Raw genomic sequence first — 15,723 nt, forward strand, 5'->3', positions numbered from 1 at the left:
TAACCGGTCCATACTGCCATCGTATACTGCGGTGTATATCCTGCAAACCAGCTATCACGAGTCGCACTGTCTGGTAATTTATATTGCGCTGCTTTTTCCGAAGAATAGTTCGTTGTTCCTGTTTTACCAGCTACATCTAAAGAACTTATATTAGCAGCTGTACCAGTACCAGATGTTACAACGGAACGAAGCATATCTGTAATCATATAAGCTGTATAATCTTCCATCACTCGTTTTGACTTTTGCTCAAAACTTTTCGATTTACCATCTGGATAAACCACTTTTTTAACAAAATGCGGCTTCGTATATTTACCGTCATTACCAAATGCAGCATACGCACCTGCCATCTCAGTTGGCGATACTTCATTTGTACCAATCGCTGTTGATTCTGTCGGTGGTGCATTAAATGTAATACCTAACTTTTCAGAGAAAGCTTTTGATTTATTTATTCCTACTTCTTTTGCAGTTTTGATAGCTGGAACATTACGTGATAATTTTAATGCTTCACGCATTGTAATTTGTCCTAAATACCCTCTATCTGAGTTTCTGACATCTTGACCACCAGTATACTTAAATGGCGAGTCATCGACTTGATGATAAGTAGCCCATTTTAAATATTCAATTGCAGGAGCATAATCAAAGATTGGTTTCATTGTTGAACCTGCTGAGCGATCTAATTCAGTTGCCATATTATGACCTTTAAATACAGCCTTATTTTCACCACGCCCACTACCTATAGCACGTACTTCACCTGTTTTCGTATCCATAAATGTGAAAGCCCCTTGGAATTTCTCATTTGGATAATCAATAATATTTGTATTTAAAATATTATCAGCCAATTTCTGTGCCTCTGTGTCTAATGTTGTATAAATTTCTAAACCGTCAGAACCAATATTAGCATCAGGTAATTCTTTTTCAACTTCTTTCACAACTGCATCCATAAATGCAGGATATGGCATCGCTTGTAATTCAGCTGCCTTTTCAACACCTTTGTCTACTGGTACTTTCGACGCTTCTTCCATTTCTGCTTTTGTAATATAACCATGTCGATTCATTAACTTTAGTACAACATTTCTTCTTTCTGTTGCCTTTTGAATATTTTGTGGTTTCGACGGGTCGTAATTATTTGGTGCTTTCGGTAAACCTGCAAGCATCGCAACTTCTGGTAATGTTAAGTCTTTTAATTCTTTTTTATAGTAGTTTTGTGCTGCTGTTGCGATTCCATATGAACGGTTTCCTAAATTAATTTTGTTTAAGTACATCTCTAATATTTCATGTTTTGAATACTGTTGTTCTAGCTTGTAAGCTAAATACACTTCTTGCGCCTTACGCTTTGGCGTTTTATCCATTGATAAGAAGTAGTTTTTAATAACTTGCTGCGTTATTGTACTTCCGCCTTGCGAGCCGTAATCTCCCTTTAAACTAACTAAAACTGCACGAGCAGTACCTTTAAAATCCACACCACTATGCTCATAAAAACGAGCATCTTCCGCTGCTAAAAAAGCATTTTCAACTAATTTAGGAATTTGATCATACGTAACGTTTGTTCGCTTTTCTTTTCCATATTCATATACCAATTCTCCGTTTTTATCATAAATTTTTGAGGATAACGGATTAACAAGTTTTGCTTTTTCAAGTTTTGGCGCGTCCTTAATCATTACAAAAAAGGTAGCAACCCCCGCCACTAAACCTACAATACCAAGTAATAAACAACTAATTAAAAACTTACGGAAAAATGATGTTTTACCCTTTGGTTTTTGTTTTTTAGAAGCTGGCTGATTTTTCTTTTTAACTTGTCGTCGCTCCTCTCGAGAACGATAATTTTCTGACATGTTACTTTCTCCTGCCTTTCAATTCTCCCGTTGATTTACTAAAAATATTGAGGCCACCTTCCCAAATATCTTTACATTTAGAAAGTGTGTTCATCGGAAGCATTCAATATTTTCCTAATTCACAGATTATAAATTTTAGATACTCTTAAACAAATTATTTTTTACCTCTATTCCTTCAAATAAAGCTGCCCCATTACGCATAAAATGGAAGAGATAAAATTTTAATACCTCGTATAAATAATATACCTTTTTTTCAAATGGTCAATATTTTCTTATTAATTTCATCAAAGGTGAGATAAAAATAGCATATCGATATGAACTTCGTGTGAACTTCTTTATAAATAGGTATAACAAAGATTTAATATATTGGCTATCCGTATTACTGCTGCTTTACATATTCATATTTCAACAACCTAATCCTCATTTCTAAAGTAATTTACAAATAAAATTAAGGAGTTGTATGCTTATGAAATTATCTCCTGTTATATCAAAAAATTTGATTGCTGTTGGTTATAATCCCTTTTCTATGATTTTACGAATCCAATTAAAAAATGGCATGTATGATTTCTTTAATGTACCTGAAAGCATTTACAATGGCTTATTAAATGCACAATCTAAAAGCTATTACCATAAAACTTACATTAAAAATTCTTTCCGCTACACTAAAATTTAAACTTAAGCACCAAATAAAAAGAAAGGAGGTAAATCCCCCTTTCTTTTTATACTATTTTCACAGACGAATTATCTTCTATTCCTCTTATTAATTTCATCATATGCTTGAATTTGTTTTCTCACTCGCCGATCCGCCTTTTTATCATGTACGACTAAAATCGCGTGTATGACGCCTGGAACCCAAAATATTAAAGTTAATATGAAATTAATTATTGCTTGAAATGGCTTTCCGCAAAATAATACAGCTACAGGTGGAAGTAGAATTGCCAATAAGTACATCATCTCTTGAAAACTCCTTATTTTGGATTTTTTATAAAAATTCTTTTCATATGCAAGCACACTCTTTGATTTTGAAGTTACACAAATTTCAATTAAGCAATTATAACATTTCTTCTATTATATATATATTCTATCCATATGCAAAAAAACCTACTAGACCAAACTCTTCCTACCTATTTAATTACATTTTACATCCACTCTTTCAATGAGCATTTTAAAATCCTTATTATTTTCAAAACTTTTCTCTTTCTCTACTGCAGTTAATCCAATCGCAGAAATTACCGTTCCTATTGCCTGTATCCAAATACCAATCAGTGCTATTATCCTCTCATCCTTCTTATCAAGAATACGATCTTCGTTTTCTATTTCATCCTTCGATAAATTAATTATGCCTTGATACGCTTGTAGTCCGGCCCCTAAGCTTTGCATAGAATTTCCTAGTACAATGATTCGCTGTATTACTTTCATCTCAATCAAAGCTGCTTCTACTCCTAAAAAAGCACCAATCGATTGTAAACTGTTCCCGACAATGATAAGATAATCATTCTCTGTTAATTGTTCATTTTTATTAAAATATGTTCCTATTACATTTGATATATTCCCTAATGCCAATAACTCAATTCCCATTTTATCCAGTGTTTCACTTTCATTCTGCAAACATATATTTCGATTTTCTACTTCTTCATCTTCGGTATAATTACTCGCTATAATTTGTAAAATATACCCGAAGGCTTGCAATGAGCTTCCTATAATAACAAGGTCCGATTCAATTTTCTCTTCCCCAATAAATCCTCTTGTCGTTCCAATAGCAGCTGTAAGATTTCCTCCTACTTGATACCATGCTCCTGTCACTTTTAAACTGCTTGGATTCATTTTCATCACCTATTTTGATATTTTCTCGTGCTTTCGAAATAACCAAAAGTCACTCTTAATCAAATATTTTATTTTCCATATGTAATTTTGTGCATTCTATAATGTGTTACTAATACAAAAAGTACCTTAAAGGTACTTTTTTAGCCAAAGCGTATATCACTGAAATTACATTGAGTAATAGATACTTATTTTTAAACACATGCTGGGCATGTCAATGAATCTCCATTTTTATCTATTGTTATATTCAATATATATCGAATCGCATTATGTGACCACATTTCAGGTGTGGGTGATTCATTAACATACTGTGGTGCACATGAATACAGCATTGGAGTGCTAATACCACCGCCAGGATCTAAAGCAACTACAGCCACGCCATCAGGCAATTCCAGTGCCATAGATTTCGTGATACCTTCAATTGCAAACTTCGAGGCACAGTATGGTGCAAGATTTGCCTCACCTTCTCTTCCCCAACTAGAACTCATATTAATAATAATTCCTTCTTTTCTATCTACCATTGCTGGGACAAATGCTCTTATTACATTTACTACACCATTCACGTTTACATTCATTACATTTTCAAATTCCCCAGCGGTAACTTTCCAAATTGGTGCATTTTGATTCACAATGGATGCATTATTTATTAACAAGTCGGGAGTCCGATATTTAGTAAGGATATCATTTGCCCAACTACTAACTTGCTGCGAATCTGAAACATCAATTATTTGAAAATCATGTGTATTACCGTATTGTTTTTTTAGTTCTTCAATTTTATCTTTTGAACGTCCACATCCACATATGTTCCATCCCAATTCATGAAATCGATCAACCATCGCGCGTCCTAATCCTTGTGTCACTCCTGTAATAATTACGAGTTTTCTAATGTCATTTCGCTTCAATTCCTCGCCTCCCTTTACCATATTTTACTCCTTTAACCTTCATTTAACTATTTACTAAAGTATTAAAAACACTTCATACTTTAGAAGTATTTTTAATACTGCACACATAAACAAAAGAGTAACCATAGTGGTTACTCCCGTTTACATATTTAAAAATTCGTTGCTTATTTCATTATTACTTTTAAATTTCAACTTCTCTTTCCCACATTTTTCAAAACGATACATATAAACTGTACCTAATTTACCTGCTTTAATAGCCTCATTATCCTGCATTTTCATAAAACTATATTTATGTTTATAGTGCGATTCATCCAAATAATTTCCAATCCACTTTTCAACATAACACAGTCCACTTTTGTGAAAGAACCTTCAACTAGCCTGATTACATACTTTTATTTAAAAGCTCAATTTCATATTGTAATTTTTTGAATTGCTCAAAATGCATTGTTATAGATTGACTGCTACCAACTTCAGCACTTTGTTTCACCAGTAATACTCCTGTATCATGAAAAAGCGCTTCAAGTTCTTTTCTGATGGACACTTTTGCAATATGAGCTGTTTTAATTGCAGATAAAATTGCAATCTCATTAAACTTTAATTTTATTTCATTTGGACAAAATGCGTTTTCAATCAATATAACTTCATTGCTATAAATAAGCGCAACAAGATTACTTGATTTTGCATCTGATAAATCTACTTTTTTTATAACGTTATTCATAACATTTTGCCTCCTTTGTTTTCGTATATATTAATTATACAAATTATTTCTTTTTTATTATCCAACTCATATTAAGTTTAACACACTTTTATTGAAAGCCACGCTTGAAACGTTTTACTATTCCACAATTTTTGTTACATGAACCATTTGGACTTTACTCCCATATAGTAATGTTAACAATTCATTATAAAGCAGGTGAAAATTATGCCCTCAGTTGTAGGGAATTTAGTTGTACAAAATAGTAACGGATCATTTAACTTAGGTGATTTCTACAACGTTTCTCCCAAAGAAAATACAAAAGCTTACAATGGATCTGGCGCATCAAACGTTGGTTTTGTTGTTAATACTTTTAACGGTGTTAGTGCGACTAATACGTTTGATTCGGACCTTGCAGATCAAAATCAAGTGGGTACAGCCTAACCCTATTTTTCATCTTTCTGTATAGGAATTTTAGATTTGTCTATACTATAATCAGGCTGTTTCACAGCTATTATTGAATGTTGGAGTACCCTATCTTTTTCTCCCTTTCCCTGGGGCTTAGCAGTTAGCATGAAGCTAGCTGCTATTTCGCATTATTTCTTCCATCTATCAGAAATAATAGAAGCTGGATATTTAAGTTCAGCTTCTATTACATTATTTCAATTACATCTGTAAAACTCATTACGTGAGTTTTATAAAATGCGTCTGTGCACATTATAATCTGCCTTACCGGGTCTATATGAACGACTGTCATATAACTTGTAAGTATGTAGCCATCTTCAAAATATGTCACCAATATTTCTTGCTCAGACAATAATGCCGTTAGCAATTTATCAGAAATTCTTTCTTTTTCTTCATTTGTTACTATCGGCCTTTGCACTTTTAATTTCTCACCAATAACCTTTCTCATACTTAACAATTGTTCCGACATTACTGTAAATGGAACCCACTCTCTTTCTTCTTTCTGCCTCTTTACATGATTCATTTCTTTATCTCCTTGATCATTTATCCACTCTATTTCACACATACTGTTACTCCATCATTTTTAGTAATTACTAAGTTCGTATTTATTTCTAAATTGTATAAGGTCTGCATCAAAAAGAACATTCGTTCTAATTATACACGAACCTATGTTCTTTTGAGAAGGGGCATATTTATATTTTTTTCCCTTAAAACAAACTTTTCACTCTCTACACATTTAGCGAATAAAAAACGATTTCACATAAAGTGAAATCGTTTTTTCTAATACGTTATATTTTCAAATTTATTTTTTTATCTTGACTAGCTTTCTTTCTGAATGAAAGTTTCATTTATTATTCGTCAACAAACTACAACATTACATTCGTTTAATTGAATATAAAATCCCTGCCTACACTACAAAGCTTTATTTTTTTTGCATGAACCATTCTTAAACGCAAACATACATTATAATGAACGAACTCACAAAATTTAAGAAATTTATAATGTAACTCAATTTATTCCTTATAGGTTTTCTGTGAAAAGAGGGCGATTTCCACACTCTCTTTTCGTACATATCATATTACAATATCAAATACTCCTTTGCTTTCATAATAGTTTGATATTGCTACCATTCATTACATATATTTAGGATGTATGGTTATATGTAACTCTCTCTCCGTTTCTCCTCTTTTCGGATGACGAAAATACTCTATTTCATATTTTAACACTTCATACTCAACCATCCCAATTTTAATCCCTTTCGTTTCTTTTAATATAGCTAATAAATCACTTATATTTTCATCATTCGATTCAAAAACTTTCCCTCCGTCTTCTCTTTGAAAAATCACTTTCATATATTCTCCCCCACTTTCATTTATTCATCTAGTAAATAATACATTTAGAAATATTCATAACAAAAAGAACATCCTTTTTAATAGAATGCTCAACTTTTCACTTCCTATAATATTGCAAATGTTTATTCAAAAATATTATATGTACTATTCTTCAAATTATGTTGATCCACTATAAAAATTTATATACTTAATTTATATGTAATAAAATAATCAAAACATTACTATATCAACATTTTTTAAAACGATTATTATTTCCTATTTCATTTTCCTACAATTTTCCATTGTAATTCTTAATATTTAAATGTAATATTATATTGTCTTACTATCTTTTTTATAACACACACACTAATTAGAAAAGGGAACTCAATATGAGTTCCCTTTTCTAATTAAAGTTACATAATACTTCTAGAGTTTTACCTTTAAAAATTTCATATGAAGATGCGAAATTTTATTTTATTTAGTTTTTTGTTTTTTACTTATCCGAATCATTCTAGTATGATTGTGTTTACCGAAGAAGTCTGCATTCTTTTTTCAAAAAAACAAAAAACAGAAGTCTAGCAAAATGCTACATTTCTGTTTTTTCTATCCGTATTATTTCTTTTCTAGAAATTTAAATGTCTCTTTATATTCTTTATCATTCACCTTAATATCAGCATCTTTTAATAAATCATTGACTACTTGCTGTTTCCATTTACCTGTCGTATCTTGTAATCTTTGTTGTTCTAAATCTTTACGGATCTTATCCTTCACTTCTTCAAATGGTTTCAACTCTTTTTTATCGGTCACTTTAATAATATGGTAACCGTAAGATGTTTTAACTGGTTCACTTACTTGTCCTGCATTTAATTTATACGCAGCTTCCTCAAATTCTTTAACAGTTTGCCCAGGTCCAAAACCAGCTATTTCCCCGCCCTGTTCCTTTGAACCAGTATCTTCTGAGTACTGCTTCGCTAAAGCGGCAAAATCTTCACCATTATTCACTTTCTCTTTTACTTCTTTAGCGGTTTTTTCATCTTTTACTAAAATATGACTTACCTTCATTTCTGGTTTATAGTTATCTTTTACATCTTTTTCTGTGACAGTCGCTTTAATCGCTTTTTCAAATGCAATTTCTGGTTTCATTTTTTCTTTTAATTCATCTTCGTTTTTTAACCCAAGTTTTTCTAAAGTCTCTTTAAAATTGTCACCCATTTTATCTTTTGCTTCTTTTACTTGTTTTGTTGCTTCCTCATCTGAAACTTTATATTTATCTAGCAGCGCCTTACTTAATACCATTTGATATAATGTACTTTCTCCATATTTTTGTTTTAATTCTTTACTTAACTCTTTCTCTGTAACATTTCCTACTTTTGATGTTACTACGTTGTCTGAGGAACCACATGCAGATAATGCGAGTACCACGCATGAAATAATTGTTCCCAAAAATAGCTTTTTCTTTTTCAATTCAAATACCTCACTTTTATTATTATGCAACGTAACTATACACCGATATTGTGAAAACAGTGTGTTTTCCATATGTAATTCATTTCATTTGAATCAAATATGTATCATATTTTTTATACACAAATATGAAAAATCTTCTCACTATTTATTAATGAGAAGACTCTTTACGAATGCCTCAAAAACATTTAACGACTAAGGTTACTTAATGATTAAATGTTTTTCCGGTATCCAACTACTTTGTCCGATATCTACCGCATTTTTTACTCTTCCCCACACACGGTAAGATGTTGATCCATCTATATTTCCTTTATAATTAATACATTCAGGCTCTCCATAATAATTCACTCCGTACCCAACAGGATATTTTGAAGAAGCATAATACCATCTCACATCAAAATGTTTTAAATATACCCACTGCTTATCATTCCCTAAGCAAATCATATCTTTATCGCCGCCTCCCCAATAACTGTTTAAAATTAAATACGGGATTTTCTTAGTGATTGCACCTGTATACTGGGGGTTCACAGGATTTTCATATATATTTATGCCGTATCCATCAGGATATTTTGAAACTGCAATACCAATACCACTTGATTGCTGCAAATCCACTACATTAGATTGATTTTCTTGATTCGAATCTATAAACCAGGAAAGTGACTTATTTCCTATTAATTGATTCAAATCACATTTCCCGATCCCAGGAACATTCCCCGAATCCGTATATTGCCAAATATCACACGGATATGCCGGCTTATTCCCTCCATAACGAGGAATCCATACAAAATCAGCATCAATATTACGCGCTCCAAACGATACATACGTGTGATGCCCAACATATAAACCTACTTTTTTCGCACCTAAACGACGTAATTCATCTATAAATACTTGTGTCCCGCCTTGCATATCTACCATCGTTTGTACTTCAACATCCGCCACCCAAAACGCAGCAGACTTATCGCCACGATTCCAAAAATCTTGTGCCTCTTTCTTTGCATCTGCAATAGAAATAAAACGACAAAATGCATAATTACCAAACGGAACACTATGCTTCTTCATTGCATTCACATAGTTTTGATACATAAAATCCACCGTATTTGAACCATCTTGCACTCTAGCAATAACTAAATCTAGTTGAGGCGCTGCAATTTCCCAATTAATAGTTCCATTCCACTTTGAAATATCAACAATATAACCCATTACAATTCAACTCCTTTTTATTATCATATTCAAAGCTTGTTTTAGCGTAATCCACATATACCTATTACTATCTATCTATAATATAAATAAGAAGAAATCTTTATTTTTTGAAATATATAATCTTTAAAACTACTTCTTTCAATCTCTCCTCTAACTCATATAATTAGGCGTGAAAATATCAATTTATTTAAAATGATTTTTCTGTTGATAATAATAAATCTTCTATATGTCCTATGTTTATTTGCCTGTACGTAGAAAACCCCTATATGTGAACTATCTTTTTATAATAGTCTAGCCTAACACTCATTGTTTATTTCATTTCTATCTGTAATCAACAATTCCATACGCTATCCAGCCTATTTAAAATTGAGTAAAACTATAATTATTTTACATTTTACCACTGATTTCCAGCCAATAAATTTTGGTACAAAATAATATTAATACATAAAAAAGACATTTCCGATTTTTGAAAATGTCTTTTTGCATCTTAATAAAACAACTTTGGTTCTAAATCTGTATTTTGTAATTGTGGATTTTCACTGCTCATAACGCAACTTGTGGAAAATAAAATTGGGATATCACAAACATCCTCCTGCATTACATCACGAAACACATTTGCAGCAACACCTGTAAACGTTTGACATAGATTTGAAATATCATCATTAAAAAATTGGATCACTTCCGCTTTAAAAACTGGAAATACAACATTCACTCCACCAGGGAACTGAGGTTGTACCACAACTTGTTCAAAATAAGGATTATTCTCTAACGCTACTTGAAATAAATACGCAATTTCAAATGCATCTAGTGGACAAGGAAATGGATTTACAATTTCATTTTCATTATTCGTTTCAATAATGGTTACACTTACATTTCCAAATTGTACAGAAGATTTTAGAAGCGTTGCTAATGCTCTCGCTTTTTCATTACTTAACGCATGCACTAAAATAATATAATTCCCGCCAACCGGAATAAGTGGCCCCACTGTAACTGTTGGATCAACACCAATTGAATTTCTTAGTTCATTAAAATATGTGATCCACAGTGGTGAAAGCTGTGGCTGAGCTTGTACATTTTCTTGCATTCTTTTATTACCTCCTCATACTATTCTTACTACCGTAATATGTATCAGGACATAAAATGCATTAGATAGTTAAATCATTTTTCATATTATATTAATTATACATTTCATAGAGTATTCTCCGCTTTTCCCCACATGTTTATGTACTTATACGACAATGAGGTTCTATATTATAATCAACTTAACAAAGATTTCATATTATATAAATACACCTTAATAATCATTTAAATCAAAAGGTGAAGCACATATAATGTGGAATATTAGGAGCTGATTTCATGAAAAAAGAACCTATCGTGTTCAAAGTTCCACCGAATTCAAAACTAAAAGTTACATTTTTCGGTCCTTGTAACGAAGTAATTACAAATGTTTCTATAATTAATCAACTACTCACCCCTAAATGCCAAACTATCACGCAATATCCAAACTTTAAGAAATATGTAACTGAAGTACGATCATTATCCCATTGTTAGTCCCCATCATGCACGATTTTCACAACTTTTTTACCTAGATTATTTCGAAAGAAAACAACTACATCCCTAAACTAAAATTACTCATTTCATGATATTCCATTGATAATTTATTGATTCTTTACACGTTTTCATTAAACACGCATATATTATCGTATGGAGATTATCCACTCATAAAACCTATCTTTCTTTTGAGTATACTTTTTATGTATGCTCTTTTTTTATATCCATCGTGTGGACTCGACAATAACCTTCTATATATTATACTCTCACTATTACCATTCATTTCTCTTCTATTAAAACATTATATCTAATTCATAAAACACTCATATAATAAACGAAATTAAATCTGTTTGCTTATATATTTTAGAAAAACAATAAAAAGCCCACACTATTTAGTGAGGGTCTTAACAAACTTTCTATAAAACATCTACTTATCAACTTCATTCAATTGGAGAAGGAAACCTTGCCGCTTCAAAATGAACAGTATTTAAACCATTAACGTTTTGTACAATAACGCCATCAATACTACTCTCTGCGAAAATTTCAACTACATCCCCTGCTTCTAATTGAAGAATAGAAGTGACTGAAACATCATTATTAAAAAATACCCCTGTCCCAAAGAAATCATTATCTATAGCTATTGCTGTATTTCCATTTACACGAATTTCTACTCTAGCTCTGTAATTCACATTAATATCATTTGGTGAGAACGTTATATTCCCTAATACACTATACACCCCTCTAGTCTTAGGCATAAAAGTGGATGTTACTGGATTATATTCATTTGCTAAATCAAATTGTTCATTTTGAAATAACACTTTAACAGACGTATTTGCCAGAATAGGTTGATTAACTGTATTCACAGCTCTAAATGCCGACGCTCTTACAAGCTCCTCTTTCTTATTACCACAACAATTTACTTTTACATACTTCCCATCACATTGACTACTTTTCCTATAACAATCATGACTCTTCTTTTTGTACTCGTTACAATACTTACAGTAATAATAAGACGTAGTAAGTCCCCCTTTAAATTTATTATTACATACTATGCAAAATTGATTAGAAAAGCTTGGATGAGCTGTTACTATTATTAATAAAAAAATGAATCCCCACCTGTTTGGTGAGGATCTATTATTAAACTTCTATTCATTTTTAAATTACCTACTTTATTTAGTAGGAGACGGAAATCTTGCCGCTTCAAAGTGCGAACCATCTTCTAAGGGGCTTAAAACACCATCTATACTACTTTGTGCATAAATCTCAACTATATCTCCTGCATTCAATTGAATGATTGTTGAAACACTTACAACATTTCCAAAACCTATTGGACCAAAAAAGTCATTATCTATAGCTATTGCTGCATTTCCATTCACACGAATTTCTACACGAGCTCTATAATTTAAATTTGTATCGTTTGGAAAGAAACCAATCGTTCCAATAATAGAATATACGCCTTTCGTCTTCGGCATAAAAATAGACGTTGCTGGATTATACTCATTTGCTAAATCAAATTGTTCATTTTGGAATAACACTTTCACAAAAGTATTAGCAGGAACATTTTGATTTACAGTATTTCTAGCTCTAAATGCTGATGCCCTAACAAGATTATCCTTGTTGGCATGACACTTACTAGTGTTATTACGACAATCATGTTGCTTCTTTTTATAATCCTTACAATACTTACAGTAGTAATAACAAGACATACTCGTTCCCCTTTCAAGCTTATTACTACATATTATGCAAGATTGATTAGAGAGGTTTGGACTAGCTATTCTTATTTTTAAAAGGGTGCTTTTTACTTGCACCCTTTTGTATTCATTTTATTCCTCTATATTTATAAATTGAATACTGTTCCATATGGAATTGAAGTAAAAGCAATTCCGTATGGTGTAAAATGTTGCGTTGGGTAAAAATACTCCATAGAGGAATAATACGGTTGTATACCTTGCTGCATTTGCATTTGTTGTTGCATTTGCAATGCTTGTTGAACAGCTTGAACTGTACTTTGTGCCCCGCTATACGTTATAGCCGTACCATACGCTGGTCGTATGCCAACTTGAGAATCCACATATGAATAAAACATTAATTTCAACTCACTTCCGAATAAGTTATTACAAAGTATGTTATGTATAATTATTTTAGTGAGTGCTAAAAGCTAGTCTACTAGCCTTTAGCACGTTATTCATTTTAAACTTTTACATTATCACAATATTCAATTAAATATCGCATTTTAAATGGACACCCCATAAGAACATCTCTATTTTGTTGACATATACTTAAAAGAAAAAATATTCTTGAATATTTCACATTAAACATATACTCAAAATCACTTTAAATTTAGAAGCAAATAGTAGTTATCAAGACGTACTTAATATTTTTTTAAAAGGAGGTATTTATGAAATATAATCAAAATTCAAACTCAACAAATCCGTGCGAAAAGTTCCAGGTCCCCTGCTTTATTTCTATATCCCCTTGTGATCAAACTAATTGTTGTACACCTGTCTTTTTCTCAAATTCTCAGCAACAAGAATTATTACAATTAATTAACCAATTAAACGAAGCTATCCTTTCTTTCTTTACAACACCAAATCCAATAACTATTCAAATACTCCAATCAGCATTACAAGCATTAAATGATTTATTAATTGCAGTACAACCAAATACTCCAAATAGAAATTTAGTCATTCGAACTATAAATCAATTAATTAATTCTCTACCTACTGCATCCCTCACTCAAATCTCAGCACTGTTCCAATTCCTATTCCAAAACTTATCTTCACTTATTAGTTGTTCGAATATTTCAGACCCATTGTTACAACAAACATTCAACTTAATTTTACAAGGAATCTTGAATAGTTCATTATTAAGTAGTACTGGACCGACTGGGCCTACTGGACCAAAAGGGATTCAAGGACCTAAAGGAGCACAGGGGCCTCAAGGTGTGCAAGGGATTCAAGGACCAGAAGGGCCAGAAGGGCCTCAGGGATCTCAAGGTGTGCAAGGAATTCAAGGACCTGAAGGACCAGAAGGATCTCAAGGACCTCAAGGCGTTGAAGGAATTCAAGGGCCTGAAGGACCAGAAGGACCAGAAGGACCTCAAGGTGTGCAAGGGATCCAAGGACCTCAGGGACCACCGGGACCGACTGGTTCTGGGACTGGAATGGGAGTTCCTGGGCCACCGGGACCGACTGGACCTCAGGGGGTGCAAGGGATTCAGGGACCAGAAGGACCGGAAGGGCCTACTGGATCTCAAGGTGTGCAAGGAATTCAAGGACTGGAAGGACCGGAAGGGCCTACTGGACCTCAAGGTGTGCAAGGGATTCAAGGACCAGAAGGGGCGGAAGGGCCTACTGGTCCTCAAGGTGTGCAAGGGATTCAGGGACCAGAAGGACCACCGGGACCGACTGGAGATTGTGAATGTCCAACAGGTCCAACAGGTCCGACTGGACCAACTGGACCAACCGGACCTGCATGTAATTTCCTTGTTTATGTTACAAACGCAGGAACCATAGATGATCCTGCAGATGATACAGTATCAGTAATCAACACCGGAACTAATACAGTCGTTGCTACAATTACTGTAGATAATGCACCTCTTGAAGTAACGGTTTCACCAAATGGGACTCGCGCTTATGTTACTAATATTTTTTCTAATACCGTTTCCGTTATTGATACTGCCACTAATACAGTTGTTGCTACCATCCCTGTTGGATCTAATCCGATTGGCGTAGCTGTTTCTCCAAATAACACAACTGTTTATGTTGGAAATCATGGTAATAATACTGTTTCTGTTATTAATGCTGCTACTAACACAGTTATTGATACCATTCCCGTTGGCAACGCTCCGCAAGGAATCACTGTTTCTCCAAATGGAGCCTTTGCATATGTTGCAAACGAATTAAGTAACACAATTTCCGTTATAAATACTGCGACAAATACAGTTAGCGCTACCATCCCTGTTGGTATTCGCCCTAGGATAATCGTCTTCACACTAGATGGCACTCGTGCGTATGTCACAAATCAAAATAGCAATACCGTTTCTGTTATTAACACCGCTACCAATTCCGTTATTGATACAATTAACGTAGGTACCGAACCTGTTGGTATTGCTATTACACCAGATGGCACCCGTATTTATGTTGTAAATAAAGTTAGCGATAATGTATCAGTAATAAACGTGGCGACAAATACTGTAATTGATACAATTCCTGTTGCTCTATCCCCTGATCAAGTAACTATCATACCAGATGGCACTCGTGCCTATGTTACAAATCAAGCTAGTAATACTGTCTCTGTCATAAATACTGCGACAAATACGGTTATTGATACGGTCCCAGTAGGTGTTGCTCCAACTGGTATAGCAACCGGAACTATTTGCGAATAATATAAAGAAAGAACAGCGAGACATTAAACATGTCTCGCTGTTCTTTCTTTATTGAGCTTCTTATACACGTTCACAGTCT

18 protein-coding genes are annotated in these 15,723 nt (G+C 33.1%); 4 read left to right on the plus strand and 14 right to left on the minus strand.

Annotated elements, in window-relative coordinates:
- Positions 1–1,832: transglycosylase domain-containing protein (locus JDS92_RS14750; protein ID WP_199632085.1), on the minus strand; the 1,832-nt coding region annotated here is incomplete at its 3' end.
- Between the two features lie 466 nt (positions 1,833–2,298).
- On the opposite strand from JDS92_RS14750, the gene JDS92_RS14755 reads away from it, so the two are divergent.
- Positions 2,299–2,505, plus strand: a complete 207-nt coding sequence (locus JDS92_RS14755; protein ID WP_000777817.1) for a KTSC domain-containing protein — start codon at positions 2,299–2,301, stop codon at positions 2,503–2,505.
- Positions 2,506–2,573: 68 nt separating this feature from the next.
- On the opposite strand, the gene JDS92_RS14760 is transcribed toward JDS92_RS14755, so the two are convergent.
- The 5 genes from JDS92_RS14760 to JDS92_RS14775 all read right to left on the minus strand — a co-directional run bounded on the left by JDS92_RS14760 (position 2,574) and on the right by JDS92_RS14775 (position 5,273).
- Positions 2,574–2,786 carry a YqaE/Pmp3 family membrane protein gene (locus JDS92_RS14760; protein WP_000990226.1) on the minus strand — a complete coding sequence of 71 codons (213 nt, stop codon included), beginning with the start codon at positions 2,784–2,786 and terminating at the stop codon, positions 2,574–2,576.
- A gap of 174 nt (positions 2,787–2,960) precedes the next feature.
- A complete protein-coding gene (locus JDS92_RS14765; RefSeq protein WP_199632086.1) occupies positions 2,961–3,656 on the minus strand; it encodes a DUF6944 family repetitive protein in 696 nt (231 codons plus the stop codon).
- A 191-nt stretch (positions 3,657–3,847) separates the two neighbouring features.
- Complete coding sequence (locus tag JDS92_RS14770; RefSeq protein WP_000238410.1) at positions 3,848–4,576, minus strand: SDR family oxidoreductase; 729 nt, start codon at positions 4,574–4,576, stop codon at positions 3,848–3,850.
- A 120-nt stretch (positions 4,577–4,696) separates the two neighbouring features.
- Positions 4,697–4,903 carry a hypothetical protein gene (locus JDS92_RS30870; RefSeq protein ID WP_242475999.1) on the minus strand — a complete coding sequence of 69 codons (207 nt, stop codon included), beginning with the start codon at positions 4,901–4,903 and terminating at the stop codon, positions 4,697–4,699.
- Positions 4,904–4,937: 34 nt separating this feature from the next.
- On the minus strand, positions 4,938–5,273 hold the full coding sequence (locus JDS92_RS14775; protein ID WP_001066863.1) for a hypothetical protein: 336 nt from the start codon (positions 5,271–5,273) through the stop codon (positions 4,938–4,940).
- 204 nt (positions 5,274–5,477) lie between these two features.
- Between JDS92_RS14775 and gerPF the strand changes: the two genes are divergently transcribed.
- Complete coding sequence (gene gerPF / locus JDS92_RS14780; RefSeq protein WP_001141565.1) at positions 5,478–5,693, plus strand: spore germination protein GerPF; 216 nt, start codon at positions 5,478–5,480, stop codon at positions 5,691–5,693.
- A 208-nt stretch (positions 5,694–5,901) separates the two neighbouring features.
- On the opposite strand, the gene JDS92_RS14785 is transcribed toward gerPF, so the two are convergent.
- The 5 genes from JDS92_RS14785 to JDS92_RS14805 form a co-directional block, all read right to left on the minus strand.
- On the minus strand, positions 5,902–6,237 hold the full coding sequence (locus tag JDS92_RS14785; RefSeq protein WP_033658415.1) for a YolD-like family protein: 336 nt from the start codon (positions 6,235–6,237) through the stop codon (positions 5,902–5,904).
- A gap of 610 nt (positions 6,238–6,847) precedes the next feature.
- Positions 6,848–7,066 (minus strand): hypothetical protein, encoded by a 219-nt coding sequence (locus tag JDS92_RS14790; protein WP_000864289.1) that lies wholly within the window; start codon positions 7,064–7,066, stop codon positions 6,848–6,850.
- Positions 7,067–7,657: 591 nt separating this feature from the next.
- Positions 7,658–8,509, minus strand: a complete 852-nt coding sequence (locus JDS92_RS14795) for a peptidylprolyl isomerase PrsA (protein ID WP_000727478.1) — start codon at positions 8,507–8,509, stop codon at positions 7,658–7,660.
- Positions 8,510–8,707: 198 nt separating this feature from the next.
- Positions 8,708–9,706: a glycoside hydrolase family 25 protein gene (locus JDS92_RS14800; RefSeq protein WP_199632087.1), complete on the minus strand. Its 999-nt coding sequence runs from the start codon at positions 9,704–9,706 to the stop codon at positions 8,708–8,710.
- Between the two features lie 487 nt (positions 9,707–10,193).
- Positions 10,194–10,790 carry a hypothetical protein gene (locus tag JDS92_RS14805; RefSeq protein ID WP_199632088.1) on the minus strand — a complete coding sequence of 199 codons (597 nt, stop codon included), beginning with the start codon at positions 10,788–10,790 and terminating at the stop codon, positions 10,194–10,196.
- Between the two features lie 272 nt (positions 10,791–11,062).
- On the opposite strand from JDS92_RS14805, the gene JDS92_RS14810 reads away from it, so the two are divergent.
- Positions 11,063–11,257, plus strand: a complete 195-nt coding sequence (locus JDS92_RS14810; protein ID WP_000712072.1) for a hypothetical protein — start codon at positions 11,063–11,065, stop codon at positions 11,255–11,257.
- A gap of 440 nt (positions 11,258–11,697) precedes the next feature.
- Here JDS92_RS14810 and JDS92_RS14815 read toward each other — a convergent pair whose 3' ends face one another.
- The 3 genes from JDS92_RS14815 to JDS92_RS14825 form a co-directional block, all read right to left on the minus strand.
- The gene (locus tag JDS92_RS14815) at positions 11,698–12,309 is read right to left on the minus strand and encodes a hypothetical protein (RefSeq protein WP_199632099.1); all 612 of its coding nucleotides are present in this window, start codon (positions 12,307–12,309) and stop codon (positions 11,698–11,700) included.
- A 117-nt stretch (positions 12,310–12,426) separates the two neighbouring features.
- Positions 12,427–12,963 (minus strand): ABC transporter permease, encoded by a 537-nt coding sequence (locus JDS92_RS14820; RefSeq protein WP_097881184.1) that lies wholly within the window; start codon positions 12,961–12,963, stop codon positions 12,427–12,429.
- 131 nt (positions 12,964–13,094) lie between these two features.
- The gene (locus tag JDS92_RS14825; RefSeq protein WP_000500114.1) at positions 13,095–13,343 is read right to left on the minus strand and encodes a DUF3947 family protein; all 249 of its coding nucleotides are present in this window, start codon (positions 13,341–13,343) and stop codon (positions 13,095–13,097) included.
- A gap of 312 nt (positions 13,344–13,655) precedes the next feature.
- Between JDS92_RS14825 and JDS92_RS14830 the strand changes: the two genes are divergently transcribed.
- The gene (locus tag JDS92_RS14830; RefSeq protein ID WP_098001045.1) at positions 13,656–15,644 is read left to right on the plus strand and encodes a beta-propeller fold lactonase family protein; all 1,989 of its coding nucleotides are present in this window, start codon (positions 13,656–13,658) and stop codon (positions 15,642–15,644) included.
- Positions 15,645–15,723 lie beyond the last annotated feature (79 nt).

The sequence above is a fragment of the Bacillus cereus group sp. N12 genome, assembly GCF_016483575.1.
Lineage (GTDB): Bacteria > Bacillota > Bacilli > Bacillales > Bacillaceae_G > Bacillus_A > Bacillus_A toyonensis.

Excerpts from the sequence above, each read along its gene's own strand:
- JDS92_RS14755 (WP_000777817.1), top strand. The coding sequence starts at position 2,299 with ATGAAATTATCTCCTGTTATATCAAAAAATTTGATTGCTGTTGGTTAT.
- JDS92_RS14760 (WP_000990226.1), bottom strand. The coding sequence starts at position 2,786 with ATGATGTACTTATTGGCAATTCTACTTCCACCTGTAGCTGTATTATTT.
- JDS92_RS14765 (WP_199632086.1), bottom strand. The coding sequence starts at position 3,656 with ATGAATCCAAGCAGTTTAAAAGTGACAGGAGCATGGTATCAAGTAGGA.
- JDS92_RS14770 (WP_000238410.1), bottom strand. The coding sequence starts at position 4,576 with ATGGTAAAGGGAGGCGAGGAATTGAAGCGAAATGACATTAGAAAACTC.
- JDS92_RS14775 (WP_001066863.1), bottom strand. The coding sequence starts at position 5,273 with ATGAATAACGTTATAAAAAAAGTAGATTTATCAGATGCAAAATCAAGT.
- gerPF (WP_001141565.1), top strand. The coding sequence starts at position 5,478 with ATGCCCTCAGTTGTAGGGAATTTAGTTGTACAAAATAGTAACGGATCA.
- JDS92_RS14785 (WP_033658415.1), bottom strand. The coding sequence starts at position 6,237 with ATGAATCATGTAAAGAGGCAGAAAGAAGAAAGAGAGTGGGTTCCATTT.
- JDS92_RS14790 (WP_000864289.1), bottom strand. The coding sequence starts at position 7,066 with ATGAAAGTGATTTTTCAAAGAGAAGACGGAGGGAAAGTTTTTGAATCG.
- JDS92_RS14800 (WP_199632087.1), bottom strand. The coding sequence starts at position 9,706 with ATGGGTTATATTGTTGATATTTCAAAGTGGAATGGAACTATTAATTGG.
- JDS92_RS14805 (WP_199632088.1), bottom strand. The coding sequence starts at position 10,790 with ATGCAAGAAAATGTACAAGCTCAGCCACAGCTTTCACCACTGTGGATC.
- JDS92_RS14810 (WP_000712072.1), top strand. The coding sequence starts at position 11,063 with ATGAAAAAAGAACCTATCGTGTTCAAAGTTCCACCGAATTCAAAACTA.
- JDS92_RS14820 (WP_097881184.1), bottom strand. The coding sequence starts at position 12,963 with ATGTCTTGTTATTACTACTGTAAGTATTGTAAGGATTATAAAAAGAAG.
- JDS92_RS14825 (WP_000500114.1), bottom strand. The coding sequence starts at position 13,343 with ATGTTTTATTCATATGTGGATTCTCAAGTTGGCATACGACCAGCGTAT.
- JDS92_RS14830 (WP_098001045.1), top strand. The coding sequence starts at position 13,656 with ATGAAATATAATCAAAATTCAAACTCAACAAATCCGTGCGAAAAGTTC.